The sequence below is a fragment of the Paenibacillus sp. 598K genome (assembly GCF_003851045.1).
Taxonomy (GTDB): Bacteria; Bacillota; Bacilli; order Paenibacillales; family Paenibacillaceae; genus Paenibacillus_D.
The window spans coordinates 10,711-26,335 of sequence record NZ_BFBX01000114.1; the positions used below are offsets into that span (position 1 = coordinate 10,711).

Sequence of the window (15,625 nt, forward strand, 5' to 3'; positions counted from 1 at the left end):
CCATTGTCGGCGATGACGATGCGGATGTCCTCGCCGTCTGCGACGGCCCGGACTGTGATGCGATTATCGCTTGCGCCCGGGCGGAAGCCATGGATCATATAATTCTCGATGATCGGCTGCGCCAGCAGCTTCATCGTCATACACTCGCGCACGCGCGGATCGGCCTCCGTCTCAAAGGCGAGCTGCCCCTCGTAGCGGAATCGGAACAGCTCTAGATACATCCCGCACAGCTCCAACTCCTCGTGCACTGTGACGAGCGCGTTTTTCTTGACCATGCTGCGGAAGATCGACGAGAGGATGTAGATCATCTGCCCCACATCGCGCGAGCCGTCGCTGTAGGCCTTCATGCGGATCGCCTCGAGCGTGTTGTAGAGGAAATGCGGATTGATCTGCGTCTGCAAGGCGACCAGCTCGGCATTTTTTTGCTTGATCTCGGACAGGTACACCCTGTCGATATAATCCTGCAGCCGCTCGCACATATCGTTGAACCGTCTGGCGACCTGCTGCAGCTCGTCCTCGCCGGTCACCTTGACGCGCACGGACAGATCGCCGGACTCGATCCGGCTCATCGTCGTGACGAGCAGCTTGAACTTGCGCGAGTAACGCATCATTATCGTCGCCGTCACGGTAAAGCTAAGCGCGATGAACAGCAGCGTAATACCGATCAGACTGTTGCGCAGACTGCTCGTGCTACTGTCGATGACCGACTGGGGCAGAATGCTCACCGCCGTCAGACCGGAGTCGCCGATCTGCACCAGATTGACACGGGAGCGCTCCGCCAGCCGGATCCACTCGCCCTGGTAGGCGCGCAGCATCGGCAGATCCATCCGTCCCTCCTCCGGCAGCCACTCGCTGTCGGCATAGAGGATGCTCCCGTCCGCTGCCAGCACCATCAGGCTGCCGTACATGGACGGGGTGCGGGCGGCGATCCATTCTGCGAGTCGATCGACATCGTAATCGACCAGGATCGCGCCGGTCCGCTTGAGCGTGAACGGATCGTTGAGCTCCCTGACATAGCTGTACAGTCCCGCGCCGTCGCGGGCTTGCGGCAGCAGCTCCTCCGGCACATGCGCGGTCCAGGGCTGTCTCCGCCGCTCGGTCATCCACGGCTCCCAGTCCGACTCCGCTCCCAGCTCGACGATCTGCTGACGGCTGGCGCTCAGCAAGTAATAGAACTGGCGGCTGTAGCTGTACAGCACGACGTTTTCGATGCCGCTGTCCTGCTCCATGTACGATTTCAGCTGCATCTCGAACGTTTTCAGCAAGCTTTGCCGACTCTCGCTGAAGCGGGTCAGCCGAGAGGCCAGATAGTCCTCGTAGCTGGAGTCGAGGAAGTAGTTCAGGTCTTCGATGATCGTCGCGTCGGCGTAGAGCTGCTGGATCGCATTCTGGATGGCGTTGTGCTGGCCGCTCAGATACGCGCTCGTCACCTGCAGCGAGCGCATGTCGGCGTCGACGGCTTCCCGGATGAAGCGCTGCTTGTTGTATTGATGCACCATGACGGCCGCAGCCGCGAACAGCAGGATGATGACGAGGGAGTAGAGCAGCAGGATTTTGTTGAACATTTTGCTTCGCAAATGATTGTCGTTAAACCGGCGGATTGCTCCCATTCGCTCCCTCGCACCTTTCCGATCGGATGATTTGCTGCCAAGTGTACCATCAAATGAAAGCGCCCGGCAATGTTTCTTTCATTTGAAAAACCGCCGGCAGGCCGCTATAATGGAGGAACCCTCGGATTTTCATAGGGATGGAAGCCCCGGCTTCTATCCGTCAGCCTTGGCCTTCCCGCATCCTTTTAGTCCGCGATCAGAAGGTTTTTTTGGCGTTCACGCCAGGCAACAGGAATTCCATACGAAACTTTGCACAACCGAGAATAGGAACATGCACAACCGAGAGGAGCGTATTTACGCAATGAACAAACAAAGAGCTCATATCATCCCGCACACTCACTGGGACCGGGAATGGTACCTGCCATACGAACGACATCATATGCTGCTGATCGAGCTGATGGACAGTCTGCTGGATACACTGGATCGCGATCCAGACTTCCGCAGCTTCCACCTGGACGGCCAGACGATCATCATCGACGACTACCTGCAGGTGCGCCCGCAAGCGCGGGAGCGGCTGGAGCGTCATATCCGCAACGGACGGATCGTCATCGGCCCGTGGTACATCCTGCAGGACGAGTTCCTGACCAGCTCGGAGGCCAATGTCCGCAACCTGCTGATCGGCCACCAGGATGCGGCCCCGCACGGGGTTATCTCCAAGCTCGGCTACTTCCCCGACTCCTTTGGCAACATGGGCCAGGCGCCGCAGCTGCTGAAGCAGGCGGATATCGAGACGGCCGTCTTCGGCCGCGGCGTCAAGCCTACGGGCTTCAACAATATGGTCAGCGATGTCGAGAGCTACGAATCGCCGTACTCCGAGATGTTCTGGGAGAGCCCGGATGGCTCGCGGGTGCTCGGCATCCTGTTCGCCAACTGGTACAGCAACGGCAACGAGGTGCCGGCGCTGCCCGAGGCGGCCAAGCCATACTGGGACAAAAAACTCGCCGACGCCGCCAAATACGCCTCGACGCCGGAGCTGCTGTTCATGAACGGCTGCGACCATCAGCCGGTGCAGACCGATCTGACGGCGGCGCTGGCGACGGCGCGGCAGCTGTTCCCGGACGTGGAGTTCGTCCATTCGACCTTCGACGAATATATCGCCGCGGTGCGCGAGAAGCTGCAGCCGGAGAAGCTCGTCACGGTCGAGGGGGAGCTGCGCAGCCAGCGCACCGACGGCTGGGGGACGCTCGTCAACACCGCCTCCGCCCGAGTCTACCTGAAGCAGCTCAACGCTGCCGGACAGACCTTGCTGGAGAAGGGCGCCGAGCCGCTGGCCGCGCTCGCCCGACTGGCGGTCGGCAAGCCGTATCCGCATGATCAGCTCACCTACGCCTGGAAGACGCTCATGCAGAACCATCCGCATGACAGCATCTGCGGCTGCAGCGTCGACGAGGTGCATCGGGAGATGGTATCGCGCTTCGACAAGAGCCGCCACACTGCCGAGTATATCATCGACGAGAGTCTGGACGCGCTGGCCAGCGCCATCGACACGACAGGCTTCGCTGCCTACGGCGAGCAGGCTTATCCATTCGCGGTGTTCAACACGACCGGCTGGACGCGCAGCCTGACGGTCACCATCGAGCTGGAGACGGACAAGCTGTACTTCCGCGAGCGTCCGTCGATCGCCGCCGCGACCGCCGAGCTGGAGGCTATGCCGCTGGAGCGGGAGCGCTACGCGCTGATCGACGCGGCCGGCCGCGAGGTGTACGCCGCTGCCGAGGATCTCGGCGTGCACTTCGGCTACGACCTGCCTAAGGACCAGTTCCGCCAGCCGTATATGGCGCGCCGCATCCGACTATCCTTCGAGGCGGCGGCGCTGCCGGCGCTCGGCTACAGAGCATATGCCTGGGTGAAGCGTGCCGCTGGCGTGGCAGCGACCGAGGCGTCGGCTGTGGCCGGGGCAGGAACGGCCGGAGCCGCGGCCATCGCAGCAGCGGGGGCCTCAATCGTCGGAGCTCTGGCGTCGCAAGCCAACAATCAGGCGCATAGCTTGTCTGGCGACCAGACAGCCGAGCGCTCGATGCTCCGCACCCATGCCCGGGGGATGAAAAACCGCCATGTCGCGGTCGAGATTGCGGGCAACGGCTCGCTAACACTCACCGACCAGCGGACAGGCCGCGTCTATACCGACCTGCTCGTCTATGAGGACTGCGGCGATCTCGGCAACGAGTACGTCTTCAAGCAGCCGAACGGCGAGCAGCCGCTTACGACTCGCGAGGTCGAGGCACAGGTGCGTCTCATCGAGGACGAGCCGTACCGGGCAGTGTTCGAGATCGTCCATGAGTGGCAGGTGCCTGCGAGCGCCGACGCTTCGTTCGAGGAGGAGAAGCGTCGCATCGTGCCGTTCACCAAACGTCAGGCGCAGCGGACGAGCGAGATGGTACCGCTGCGGATCGTCACGACCGTCGCCCTCGACCGCGACGGCGCAGGCTTGCAGGTGCGCAGCAGCTTCGACAACCAGGCGCGCGACCACCGGCTGCGGGTGCTGTTCCCGAGCGGCATCAAGGCGGCCCAGCATGCGGCCGACTCGATCTTCGAGGTCGCCCGTCGCGATACAGTGCCGGCGCCGGAGTGGATCAATCCGAGCAACGCCCAGCATCAGCAATGCTTCGTCAGCGTGTCGGACGAGCAGCATGGACTGACGATCGCCGGCAAGGGCTTGCACGAGTACGAGGTGCTGCAGGACGAGCAAGGCACGATCGCCGTTACGCTGCTGCGGGCCGTCTCCGAGCTCGGCGATTGGGGCGTCTTCCCGACGCCGGAGGCGCAATGCCTCGGCGAGCAATACGCCGAGTTCGCCATCTACCCGCATGCCGGCGACGTCGTCTCGTCGGAGGCTTATGCGCAGGCCTATCAGTTCCAGACGCCGACCTTCGCAGTCCAGACCGGCGTTCACGCAGGCTCGCTGCAACCGGAGCATCGCTTCCTCGACTGGAGCGGTCCGTCGCTGGCGCTGTCCGCCGTCAAGCTGTCGCGCACGCACGAGGATCTGATCCTGCGCTGGTTCAACCTCGACCGCGCGGCCAGCGAGCTGAGCTTCGCGCCGGGCTTCGCCGCAGGCGAGGTATACCGCAGCGACATCCTGGAGCGCCGCCGCGAGCCTATCGCCGGTTGGGCCGCAGCAGGTGCGACAGACGCAAGCGCTGCTGGCGGTGTCAGTGTCGAGGCATCGAATGCAGATGCCGCCACTGCGGAGACAGCGAACGCAGATGGTGCCAGTGCTGCAGCAGCACACACAGAAGTGCGCCCGTCTATCTCCCAACCGGTCAGCCGCGCGGAGATTGTGACGTATGCGTTGACGCTGGACGGCATTCGCTAGGACGAAGCGCTGAAGCGCAGCGATGGCTGGGGCGTCGCTCCTCGCTGCAGCATATGGCGCTGCGAAGTTGACTTGAGCCGCCTTACATCGCCCATTTCGGCTCGACTTCACAGCGAGTCGACTTTACAGGATGAACCTTGCCGCCGCCCTTGCAGGCGCGGCAAGGTTTTTTGGGGTGGGCTGGACCAGCGCCCGAGCCGCCTCGTCGCACAGTACCGCGGTTACGTGTCCATAGCTAGGACCCTGCCAGTCTTGTCTGCCGCTGCTGCGCCAGGCTCCTCCGCAGATGATATCCGGCCAAATATGCTATAATGCAACCACAATCCTAAATCCGGAGAGATCAGCCATGCTTAATCCCCTCCCTCGCGAGGCGGACTCGAACAACCGAGCGCCTCGCCAGCCCCAGACGCTGGACAAGCTCGATCGTACGATCGCCTATATGAAGCAACAATACCGCAGCACCATCACACGGGAGCAACTGGCCGAGCTGGCCGGACTCCATCCCGATCATTACTCGCGGATCTTCCGTAAATACAAGGGCGTCAGCCCGATGGATTATCTGGCGCATCTGCGGATCGAGCAGGCCAAGACGCTGCTGCGGCAGACGGAGCTGTCCGTCGTCGAGGTCGGCCAACGGGTCGGCTACGCCGATCCTTATCACTTCAGCCGCCGCTTCAAGCAATTGACCGGCATCTCTCCGGCCGGCTATGTCCGCCAGCAGCCTTCCCGGGTCGTCGCCCTTGACGGCCTCGGCCACTGTCTGGCGTTGGGCGTCTCGCCTTGCGCTGCCGACCATGCCGCCGTCGGCGGCTTCGTCGCGCCGCAGACCTTCCGCCAGATATCGGCAGCGCTCTGCGCCCTCGAACCGACCTCGAGCGTCTCATGGCGCTGCAACCGACCCTGGTCCTCACAGGCAGCGCTGTAATCGAGCAGGAGCTGGTCGATTCCGTGCCTGCGCTGCGCCTCGACGCGTATCAGGACCCGATCTACGAGCAATTGCCCGCAGTAGCTGCCCGACTCGACCGCCGCGAGCAGGCGGCGGCCTGGATCGCGGGCTACGAAGCCCGACGCGCCGAGCTGCGCGCCAAGGTGCACGACGCCACCGGCGGCAGTCGCGTCGCTATCCTCCGCATCCGGGGAGAGCTGATGCAGATGTATGGCATGCTCAATATGGGCTACGCGCTGTACCGCTCCCTCCAGCTCCCGCCGCCTGATCGGATCGCCGTGCAATCGCTGTGCAACGAGCACTTCCATTCCAGCGTCATCACGGTCGAGGAGCTGCCCTTCTACGCAGCGGAGCATCTGTTCGTCGTCGTCCAGCCGGATGCCGCGGCGGCAGCTTGCTGGCAGGCGTTGACGACAAGCCAACCATGGTGCGATTATCCCGCCGTTCAGGCTGGCCATGTCTACAAGGTCGACGTCGCCGACTGGCTGTCCAACGATCCGCTTTCCCTGCTCGGACAGATGGAGGAGGCGGCAGCGCTGCTTGCAGCCGAGTCCGAGCATCATATTTATCCATCCCGGGAGCAATAACGATCCATGGCGACAAGCGATGGATTCGATTACAATGTTAATTGATATTAATTATCATTATCATATCAGGAGGAACAGATGAAACACGTACGATTGAGACTTATCCCGCTGCTCTGCTGCGGTCTGCTGGCCTTGCTGCTGGCGGCATGCGGCGGACTGGATGCTACGACAGGCGACAAAACGCCAAGCAGCTCGGAGACCCCGGCTGCCGAGACAGCTCCTCCCGCAGAGGAGCAAGCAACGACGAAGCGGATCACGGACGATCTCGGCCGCGAGATCGAGGTGCCGGTCGCGCCGAAGCGCATCGTCGCAGGAGAATTCGCAGCCGAGCTGCTGGCGCTCGGCGTCCAGCCGGTCGGCGCAGGCGACAACAGCTTCAAGATCATCTACACGCAAGATCAGATGCAAGGCGTAGAGCGGATCGGCGATCCGCCCAACCCGGAGATCCTGCTGGAGCTTGACCCCGATCTGGTCATCGCGCCGACCGTTTTTCAGGAGATCTACCCGGAGCAGATGGAGCAGATCGGCAAGCTTGCGCCAGTGTTTTACCTCTCCTTTGACCAGGACCCGATCTACGGCATCTTCACCAAGCTTGCAGCCGCGATCGGCAAGGACGATGAGGCCGCCGCATGGATTCAGGACTATGAAGCCGAAGCTGCTGCTGCCCGCGAGCAGGTGCGGGCGGCGCTGGGCGAGCAGACCGTCTCGATCTTCCGCGTCGAGAAAGGCCGTTTGCGGATCTATCTGAACCGCAACTTCGCCGGATACATGCTGCGCAGCGGACTCCAGGCCCCGGCACCGGACAAGGTCGCAGCCGAGATCGAAGCGCAGCCTTTCGGCTCCGCCGTCGAGATCTCGCTGGAGATGCTGCCCGATTATGCCGGCGACCATCTGCTCCTGATCGTCCGGGACGAAGGCGACGACCATGACGCCTTTGCCGAGATCGAGCAGCTGGAGTTGTGGAAAAATCTCCCTGCCGTCAAAAATGGCCGCGTCCATAAGCTGGAGACAGACAAATATTACGGCTCCGACATCGCGACGATCCGCGAGACGATGAAGGAAACGGCCGCGTTGCTGAGCGGGGTTGCCCCGCAGTAGCCGCTGAACGCTGCTTAATCGAGCAGGCGGGGGCGCCTAGTCCCCGTCCTCTCTCACCACTCAGCCCTTTCGCTTCCCAATAGGAAGTCGGGAGGGTGTTGTTTGTATTTCTAGACATTTCCCATACCCCTCTTCGGGAATTGGGATAGCTAAGCAAGCCCATTCGGGGACGACCATTGACTGCAGCTCTTGGATTCGAGTTCTCACCCGCTTCCATCGCTTCCATACACACATGCGGAGTCCTATCGCATTAGGCTGTGTGGGGATCGCCGCCTTCACGTGCAATTTTTCACTTTTTGACATGTATAGTTTTTCACAATGTTTATTCTTTAGACACTAAGTATGTGAATTCAATCACATTCTTGACCGTGCAGCTCAAGTATGATTTGACTATGAACCCGCTGGAATAACTAGATACAAGCACTTCGTCACAAGGCTTAACCAAGGAGGCAGATGCACATGAATCAACCCAAAGAACGACTCGTCGTCATCGGCAACGGCATGGCCGGCATCGGCACCGTCGAGCAGATCCTCAAGCTCAGCACCCGATTCGACATCACGGTCATCGGCGCCGAGCCCTACCCCAACTACAATCGGATCATGCTGTCCTATGTGCTCGAAGGCAGCAAAACGATCGATGATATCGTCCTCAACGATCTGACATGGTATGAGGACCACAACATCACGTTGCATAAAGGAACGGCCGGCGCCCGTATCGACACCGAGGCGCGGGTCGTCGTCACCTCGGATGGCGCGCATATTCCTTACGACAAGGCGATCATCGCAACGGGCTCAAGCTCGTTTATGCTGCCGGTGCCGGGTCACGACAAGCAAGGCGTGGTCGGCTTCCGCGACATCGCAGACTGCAACCTCATGCTCGAGGCGGCACGCAGCTACCGCAAAGCCGCCGTCATCGGCGGCGGACTGCTCGGCCTCGAGGCGGCCAAGGGCCTCGTGCAGCTCGGCATGGAGGTCACAGTCGTCCATCTGATGGAGGACCTGATGGAGCGTCAGCTAGACCCGCAGGCGGCAGCGATGCTCAAGGCCGAGCTGGAGCGTCAGGGCATCCGATTCCGCATGGGCACGCAGACCAAGGAGCTGATCGGCGGCGAGCGCGTGCAAGGTCTTCGCTTCGCCGACGACTCGGTGCTTGAGGCCGACTTCGTCGTCATGGCCGTCGGCATCAAGCCTAACCTCGGCGTCGCCCGAGACAGCGGCATCGCGACCGGACGCGGCATCGTCGTCGACGACTTCATGCAGACTTCCGCGCCACATATCTATGCCGTCGGCGAATGCGTGGAGCACCGCAACGTCTGCTACGGTCTCGTCGCGCCGTTGTTCGAGCAAGGTCTCGTGCTTGCCAAGCATCTGTGCGGCGTCGCCACCGAGCCGTACGAAGGCTCAGTCGTCGCCACCAAGCTCAAAATCTCCGGCGTCGATGTGTTCTCGGCCGGCGAATTCCTCGATCACCCCGAGCTCGCCGTCCTCTCCCGCAAGGACGACTGGAAGCGGACGTACCGCAAAATCCTGCTGCGCGACAACCGGATCGTCGGCGCTGTCCTGTTCGGCGACGTGAGCGACGCGGCCGAGCTGCAAAAGCTCGTCAAGCAGCAGACGCTTATGACCGACGAGCTGTACGCTTCGCTCATGGGCACTGGCTGCGGCAGTCACAAAAAAACATCGTCGATCGACACGATGCCCGATGACGAGATCGTCTGCGGCTGCAACGGCGTCACCAAAGGCGCGATCGTCGACGTGATCACGGGCCAGGGCTTGACCAGCGTCGACGAGATCAAAGCTTGCACCGGCGCTACCCGCTCGTGCGGCGGCTGCAAGCCGGTCGTCGAGCAGATCCTCCAGTATGTGCTCGGCGACGGCGTCACCAGCTCCGCCAAGCAAGGCATCTGCGGCTGCACCTCGCTCTCGCGGGATGAGATCGTCGCCGAGATTCAGGCCAAGGGGCTGCAGACGACCAAGGAGGTCATGAACGTGCTCGGCTGGACCCAGCCCGAGGGCTGCTCCAAATGTCGTCCCGCCGTCAACTATTACCTCGGCATGCTGCACCCGGAGACGCACGAGGACGAGAAGGAATCGCGCTTCGTCAATGAGCGGATGAACGCGAACATTCAAAAGGACGGCACCTACACGGTCGTGCCTCGCATGTACGGCGGCGTGACGACCCCGGCGGATCTGAAGAAAATCGCGGATATCTCCGTGAAATATGATGTCAAGGTGATCAAGGTGACCGGCGGGCAGCGGCTTGACCTGATCGGCGTGAAAAAAGAGGATCTGCCGCTCGTCTGGGCCGAGCTCGATATGCCGTCGGGCTACGCCTACGCCAAGTCGCTGCGCACCGTCAAAACGTGCGTCGGCTCGCAGTTCTGTCGCTTCGGCACGCAAGACTCGATGGCGATGGGCGCGCTGCTGGAGCGCAAGTTCGAGCGGCTCGACCTGCCTGCTAAGTTCAAAATTGCGGTCAACGGCTGTCCTCGCAACTGCGCCGAAGCATGCACGAAGGATATCGGCATCGTCGGCAACGACGGCGGCTGGGAGATCTTCATCGGCGGCAACGGCGGCGTCAAGGCCCGCCTCGCGGACTCGCTCTGCAAGGTCAAAACCGATGAGGAGTTGATCGAGCTGTGCGGCGCCATCATGCAGCACTACCGCGAGACCGCCAACTACCTCGAGCGCACCTCGGAATGGGTCGAGCGGCTCGGACTGGAAGCGATCCGCGCTGTCGTCGTCGATAATCAACAGGAGCGCAAGGCGCTGATGGCGCGTATCGAGCTGGCGCTCGCCCAGGTCGAGGAGCCGTGGAAAAAAGCGCTGCGCGACGAGCAAGGCCAAAGCAAGCTGTTTACAGGCATCGAGGTTCACGCACAGCCTTGAGCAGTCGCCTCGACTGACTCCTGGCTCCCCCACAGATACGACGGTGCCCCGACCCTGAGCGGTCGGGGCACATCCCAATAGACAAAGGAGAGATTCATCATGACAACCTCATCCACCGGAACCTATTATGCTGCCGGGGCGCTCGCGGAATTCCTGCCGCAGATCGGCAGAGTCATCGCGGTGCAAGGCCGGGAGCTCGCCGTGTTCCGCACCTCCAACGGCTCGGTATTCGCGGCCGACAACCGCACGCCGCATCCCAAAGGCGGCCCGCTCGCCGAGGGCATCGTCTCCGGTACCTATCTGTACGATCCGCTCTATGACTGGAAGATCGACCTGCGCACCGGGGAGGTGCAGGCGCCCGATCAAGGTCAGGTCCGGATGTATCCGACCAAGGTGGAGCAAGGCTATGTCTGGGTAGCGGTCTAGCCGCTCCCTCCCGCGCGATTTATCACAGGACGCGATGATCACAGGAACGGATATCTTCATACTGGGGGACACCACCATGTATACACCTAATGTCGAGACGATGATCGAGACAGCGCTCAAAAAAAAGGCCGCCATGCAAGCCAGTCTGCCGCGTTATCTCGTCTCCGCGGCGATGGCCGGCGCCTATGTCGGCCTCGGGATCGTGCTCATCTTCAGCATCGGCGCGCCTTTGCTCGCTGCCAGTTCGCCTTTTCAGACGATGCTGATGGGCATGTCCTTTGGCCTGGCGCTCACGCTCGTCGTATTCGCCGGCTCCGAGCTGTTTACCGGCAACAACATGTACTTCACGATGAGCACGCTGGCCGGACGTACTACGGTCAAGGATACGCTGACCAACTGGACGCTTGTTTTCATCGGCAATCTGCTGGGCGCTGTATTGCTCGCGCTGCTGGTTGTCGGCAGCGGCATCTTCAAGACAGCCGCTCCCGATCATCTGCTGTACGTCGTGGCGGCCAAAAAAATGAGCGCCCCGGCGCTCGAGCTGTTCTTCCGCGGCATCCTCTGCAACTGGCTCGTCTGTCTGGCTCTCTGGACCTCGGCCCGCGCCAAGGAGGACATCGCCAAGCTCGTGCTCATCTGGTGGTGTCTGTACGCCTTCATCGCCAGCGGCTACGAGCATAGCGTCGCCAACATGACGCTGCTCTCCCTCGCCTGGCTGCTGCCGGGCCATCCCGACACCATCACGCTTGGCGGCTGGCTGCACAACATGCTCCCCGTCACACTGGGCAATATCGTCGGCGGCGCTCTGTTCATGGGTCTGGCTTACTGGTACGTCTCGCCGGTGCGCCGCAAGGGACGCTGACGGTGTCTGAAGGATGAGGGCTTGCAGCTCGAGCGCCTCTTGAGATAACGAGCAGCAGCCGCTTGAACACAATCAGGCGCATCCTCTCCATATGGAGCGAATGCGCCTTGGCTTGCGTATGGCGTTTAAGAGCCTTGCATGGCGTCCGGATAGACGATACTGTCGAATACGTCGCCGCTGTTCTCGTCCTTGAGATGGACCGTGACCTTTTGCTCGGCCTCCGGGAGACCTTGCATCATCTTGTACATCATCCCCTGGATGCCCAGACCCATCGCTGCGAAGGCGTCCATGCTGCCCTGATAAGCCTCCTGGTCGACCGTCAGCGTGAACTCGCTGAAGTCCTTGGCGAAGTCGACGGCCTTCACCGAAGCAAACGTCCCTTCCGCAACCAGTTCCTTGGTATAATCAGCGATTCCCTGCCCCATCTCCGTCAGCATTTCCTTGTGATGCTTCTTGGACATCGTGTACGTCAGCGAGCCGTCGTCATTTTTGACCGCATCCTTGACGCCCTCCGCCTTGGCTTGCTCGATGACCTGATCCAGGTCCTGCCCCTCGAACATCCCTGCAGGCAACCGCAGGACGATGTCCCCGTCCTTCTCCTCGATCTGGAGGCCATCTACCGCGCCGCCAGCATCCCCATTCTGTGAAGTCACGGCGGCTCCGTCGTTGTCATTCGTGTGGGCATTGTTTGCCTTGTCATTGCCCGCGCCGCAGCCGGCGATGAAGATCGTTGCCGCCAACAGCACGCCTAGTGCTTTTTTCATGGTGTTGCTTTCCCCCAAGCTTGTCGTATTCTGGAATCGATCGCTCCACCCTATATAACGGCTCTGAGCGCCAGAAAGTTAAGGCAGCGCTGCAATTAAACGAAGCCCGCCTGCTTGGGCGAATCCAGTAGCTATAACCCGCGCACGATGCCTTCCAGCAGCCGCCTCGCCTGCTCGCGCGACGCCCTCGGATCGCTCGCGTCCGCGATGCCAAGCGCGGCTTCGATGATCGCGGCGCATACGCGCAAGTTTTTGCAGCAACGTATCCCGACATGGTCTCGCACCTCGTCCTGTGCAACACCGATGCCTTCGAGGTTTTCCCGCCCTCCGCATTCGCCTCGCTGCAGATCGGCGTACGGGTGCCCGGCTTCCTCTCGCTGATGGCGATGCTGTTCCGCGTCCCCTCATTCGTGCGCAGCCCGAGGGCGCTTGGCTTGCTGTCTCATGCCGCGACCAAGGAGGAGTTGAGCGAGCTGTACGTCCGCCCGTTCACTCGCTCGCGCAGCATTCGTCGAGACTTCGCCAAGGTCGTCCGCAGCTGGGACCCTGCGATTACGCAAGAGACCGCTTCGCGACTTGCGCGCTACGACAAGCCTGCGCTCATCCTCTGGGGTGCCGATGACCAGCAGCTGTTCCCGCGCTCGCTCACCTATGTCCAGGAGGACCAGCCTGAAGCGTTCGCCGCTGCACTGACGCAGTTCCTGCTCCAAGCCGACGCTAGCGGGACGACAATCGACAGATTCGCGAGGGAATGCTAACGGTCATTTGTGCATCTCAACGGCCGCGTTTGGCCTTTTTGGCCACCAGGTTGTAACGCCGACCGTAACGTCTGCCGTACCGGACGATCCGCCGGACGATACTGCGATCCGGGAGCAGCGTGAACGGAGCCGCATCCGGCTTTGTATTGACCTCCAGGATCCAGGGCTTCAGACCGCCGTCAATGGCGTAATCCATCCCCAGCTCGTGGATCCCATCCGTATGTTCCCGGAGCAACTGCACGGTTCGTTGCGCCAGCTGATCCATCCGGCGATGAAGTCGTGCACGGCCAACTGAGTTGGTGTGGCGGCGCAGCACCGCATCGGTCGCATAGATCGAGCCGCCCTGGCTGCCGTTGGTGACGATCTTGCGTGGAGCGGCGACACGGGCCAGGCTGCCTGTCACAGCAAAATCTCCGCCCGGCGTCCGCTGGATCATGTGGCGGATATCAAAGGCGCGGCCCTTGTGTCGCAAGAGACGGATGCCTTGCTGGACGATGTATCGCTCGCCCTTTATCCGTGAGCTCAACGACCGGTACGCCTCCTTGAAGTTGGAAAAGCTCCGTCTCCGTTTTCCCAACTGGTAGCGGTAAGTCGCCTTCGCTCCGCCCCCTCTCTCCATTCGGATTACCCCTCTGCCCCGGGAGCCTCTGGACGGCTTTACATAGACCATGCCGTATTCCGCCAGCATGCGATACAGCTCCTGCTTCGTCACGACCGCCGTATGCGGCATATGCTGGCGCAGCAGATCATTCTGAAGCATCAGCCTCGTTTTGTACCATTTGTCCGTTAATTTACGTAGTTTTGCCATTTTCAAGCCTCCTTCGTTCCCATGTGCTTCCTGTCTGGTAGACTACGACCCGACTCGGCCATAGCGAATTGACGAGTTCTCTCCAGCATACGTTCGTACCAGGCGCCTTGTATAGGCTGCTGACGTGACAGGGCGCGGGCCTGTGCATACCTTGTAGAAGAGAGCTCTTGCCCACTATGCCCGACCGAGGAGGCCTGTCCGCAAATGATCCCGTCCCCGATGCTTGATGCCCTGGTTCGTCGACTGGCAGAGCTGCACCCGGGCTACGGTCAGCTGCTGCGCGAGCATGCAGCGACCTGGCCCGGCCTCGCCCTGTCCGACCTGCCGCTGCTGACATCTGAACGACTGGAGCAATGCTACTACAGTCAACAACCGCCCGCCGCCCATGGTCGGACCGTCTATCGTACCTCCGGCACCTCGACCGGCGTCAGCCGCGCGATCTACTATTCCCCGAAGGATGAGATGCACTATGCCGCCGCCAAAACCGATAGCTATCGTCGCTGGTTGCAGACGCCGCCCATTCCCGACCCGCCGCTGCGCAAAGCGCTCGCCGATGTAGGCACCGGCCACGCGGCGGCCACCGCGCCGGACATTTTCCGCATGCTGGGTATGGAGACGGAGACGCTGGCTTATTCGCAGCCGATCGAAGCGCATATCGCCTTGCTCGAAACCTATCGCCCCGAGCTGCTGTACACGATGCCCTCGATCCTCGAAGGCATATGCCGGGCAGCCGCTCGTCCCGCTTCGCTAGGCATCCGCAAGGTGATCCTCGTCGGCGAGATCGCCTCTCCTGCATGGCAAGCCGCGATGACGGAGCGTCTGGGCATCGGCGCTACAGATATGCTCGACACCTACGGCTCTATCGAGGTCGGAGCGATCGCCGCCTATGACCATCGCCTCCGCGCCTATGTGCTGGACGAGGGCTTGTACGCGGAGACCGTGACGTCTGAGTCGTTGGACTCCCGCTACATGCCTCTGGAGCCTGGCGAAGCCGTGCTCGTCCTCACCTCGCTGCACCGCAGCCTCTTCCCGGTCATCCGCTTCGTCACTTATGATGTGGTGCGCAATCTGCGCACTGTGGAGACGGACGAGGGCCCACGTCAGATCTTCGATTGCGTCGCCAAGCGGATCGGACCGGAGCTGAAGCACGGGGAGAAGATCAGTCTCTATGACATCGAGGAGATCGTCCACCGCTACGCCCTCGGTGCGGAGCTGCGCGTCAGCGTGCGGGACAACAGGCTCGCCGTCGAGATCCGCTCGACACAGCTCGCAGCCGATCAACTCCCAGCGATCCGCAGCGGCATTGAATGCAAAATACCCGCGATCGGCAAGATGATCGCGGGTGGCATGCTGGAGCCTATTGAGGTAAAGCTGCTGGGAGAGCGGGAGCCTTGGGGTCTGGCTGAAGACGGCATCAAAGCGAAAAAACTGTACCGTTAGGAGGCGTGCGCCAAAGATGAGCGAAGATTGGCTGTCCTGTATCGGCAACACGCCGCTGGTCCGTCTCTCCCGCCTGTTCGAACACGAGCGGAACATCGTCGTCTATGCCAAGCTGGAGCTG

General features: G+C 61.6%; 12 protein-coding genes. 9 read left to right on the forward strand and 3 right to left on the reverse strand.

The genetic code is table 11. The features are described from left to right. Positions 1–1,610, reverse strand: a 1,610-nt coding sequence (locus tag PA598K_RS27700) for a sensor histidine kinase (protein ID WP_128660045.1), incomplete at its 3' end; no start/stop codon positions are given. A gap of 301 nt (positions 1,611–1,911) precedes the next feature. Between PA598K_RS27700 and PA598K_RS27705 the strand changes: the two genes are divergently transcribed. The 7 genes from PA598K_RS27705 to PA598K_RS27740 all read left to right on the forward strand — a co-directional run bounded on the left by PA598K_RS27705 (position 1,912) and on the right by PA598K_RS27740 (position 11,734). Next, a complete protein-coding gene (locus PA598K_RS27705) occupies positions 1,912–4,926 on the forward strand; it encodes an alpha-mannosidase (protein ID WP_128660046.1) in 3,015 nt (1,004 codons plus the stop codon). 346 nt (positions 4,927–5,272) lie between these two features. Next, positions 5,273–5,851 (forward strand): helix-turn-helix transcriptional regulator, encoded by a 579-nt coding sequence (locus PA598K_RS27710; RefSeq protein WP_185602268.1) that lies wholly within the window; start codon positions 5,273–5,275, stop codon positions 5,849–5,851. Continuing rightward, positions 5,809–6,459, forward strand: a complete 651-nt coding sequence (locus PA598K_RS27715; RefSeq protein ID WP_128660048.1) for an ABC transporter substrate-binding protein — start codon at positions 5,809–5,811, stop codon at positions 6,457–6,459. Before PA598K_RS27710 ends, PA598K_RS27715 begins: the two co-directional genes overlap by 43 nt. A gap of 78 nt (positions 6,460–6,537) precedes the next feature. Further along, positions 6,538–7,557, forward strand: a complete 1,020-nt coding sequence (locus tag PA598K_RS27720) for an ABC transporter substrate-binding protein (RefSeq protein WP_128660049.1) — start codon at positions 6,538–6,540, stop codon at positions 7,555–7,557. Positions 7,558–8,016: 459 nt separating this feature from the next. Continuing rightward, positions 8,017–10,446, forward strand: a complete 2,430-nt coding sequence (gene nirB / locus PA598K_RS27730; RefSeq protein WP_128660050.1) for a nitrite reductase large subunit NirB — start codon at positions 8,017–8,019, stop codon at positions 10,444–10,446. Positions 10,447–10,545: 99 nt separating this feature from the next. Beyond that, positions 10,546–10,872, forward strand: coding sequence for a nitrite reductase small subunit NirD (nirD, locus tag PA598K_RS27735; RefSeq protein WP_128660051.1), 327 nt, complete (start codon positions 10,546–10,548; stop codon positions 10,870–10,872). 76 nt (positions 10,873–10,948) lie between these two features. Next, entirely contained in the window at positions 10,949–11,734 is a 786-nt protein-coding gene (locus PA598K_RS27740) for a formate/nitrite transporter family protein (RefSeq protein ID WP_128660052.1), read from the forward strand. Positions 11,735–11,859: 125 nt separating this feature from the next. Here PA598K_RS27740 and PA598K_RS27745 read toward each other — a convergent pair whose 3' ends face one another. Further along, positions 11,860–12,498, reverse strand: a complete 639-nt coding sequence (locus PA598K_RS27745; protein ID WP_128660053.1) for a hypothetical protein — start codon at positions 12,496–12,498, stop codon at positions 11,860–11,862. A 191-nt stretch (positions 12,499–12,689) separates the two neighbouring features. Between PA598K_RS27745 and PA598K_RS27750 the strand changes: the two genes are divergently transcribed. After that, complete coding sequence (locus PA598K_RS27750) at positions 12,690–13,256, forward strand: alpha/beta fold hydrolase (RefSeq protein ID WP_376739085.1); 567 nt, start codon at positions 12,690–12,692, stop codon at positions 13,254–13,256. A 16-nt stretch (positions 13,257–13,272) separates the two neighbouring features. Here PA598K_RS27750 and PA598K_RS27755 read toward each other — a convergent pair whose 3' ends face one another. Continuing rightward, positions 13,273–14,064: a YheC/YheD family protein gene (locus tag PA598K_RS27755; RefSeq protein ID WP_128660055.1), complete on the reverse strand. Its 792-nt coding sequence runs from the start codon at positions 14,062–14,064 to the stop codon at positions 13,273–13,275. A 204-nt stretch (positions 14,065–14,268) separates the two neighbouring features. On the opposite strand from PA598K_RS27755, the gene PA598K_RS27760 reads away from it, so the two are divergent. Further along, positions 14,269–15,504 carry an AMP-binding protein gene (locus PA598K_RS27760; RefSeq protein ID WP_128660056.1) on the forward strand — a complete coding sequence of 412 codons (1,236 nt, stop codon included), beginning with the start codon at positions 14,269–14,271 and terminating at the stop codon, positions 15,502–15,504. The last annotated feature ends 121 nt before the right edge of the window (positions 15,505–15,625 follow it).

What these genes read in the sequence shown, in the direction of transcription:
- PA598K_RS27740 (WP_128660052.1), top strand. Translation starts at nt 10,949, where the DNA reads ATGTATACACCTAATGTCGAGACGATGATCGAGACAGCGCTCAAAAAA.
- PA598K_RS27760 (WP_128660056.1), top strand. Translation starts at nt 14,269, where the DNA reads ATGATCCCGTCCCCGATGCTTGATGCCCTGGTTCGTCGACTGGCAGAG.
- PA598K_RS27745 (WP_128660053.1), bottom strand. Translation starts at nt 12,498, where the DNA reads ATGAAAAAAGCACTAGGCGTGCTGTTGGCGGCAACGATCTTCATCGCC.
- PA598K_RS27755 (WP_128660055.1), bottom strand. Translation starts at nt 14,064, where the DNA reads ATGGCAAAACTACGTAAATTAACGGACAAATGGTACAAAACGAGGCTG.
- PA598K_RS27720 (WP_128660049.1), top strand. Translation starts at nt 6,538, where the DNA reads ATGAAACACGTACGATTGAGACTTATCCCGCTGCTCTGCTGCGGTCTG.
- nirD (WP_128660051.1), top strand. Translation starts at nt 10,546, where the DNA reads ATGACAACCTCATCCACCGGAACCTATTATGCTGCCGGGGCGCTCGCG.
- PA598K_RS27705 (WP_128660046.1), top strand. Translation starts at nt 1,912, where the DNA reads ATGAACAAACAAAGAGCTCATATCATCCCGCACACTCACTGGGACCGG.
- PA598K_RS27715 (WP_128660048.1), top strand. Translation starts at nt 5,809, where the DNA reads ATGGCGCTGCAACCGACCCTGGTCCTCACAGGCAGCGCTGTAATCGAG.
- nirB (WP_128660050.1), top strand. Translation starts at nt 8,017, where the DNA reads ATGAATCAACCCAAAGAACGACTCGTCGTCATCGGCAACGGCATGGCC.
- PA598K_RS27710 (WP_185602268.1), top strand. Translation starts at nt 5,273, where the DNA reads ATGCTTAATCCCCTCCCTCGCGAGGCGGACTCGAACAACCGAGCGCCT.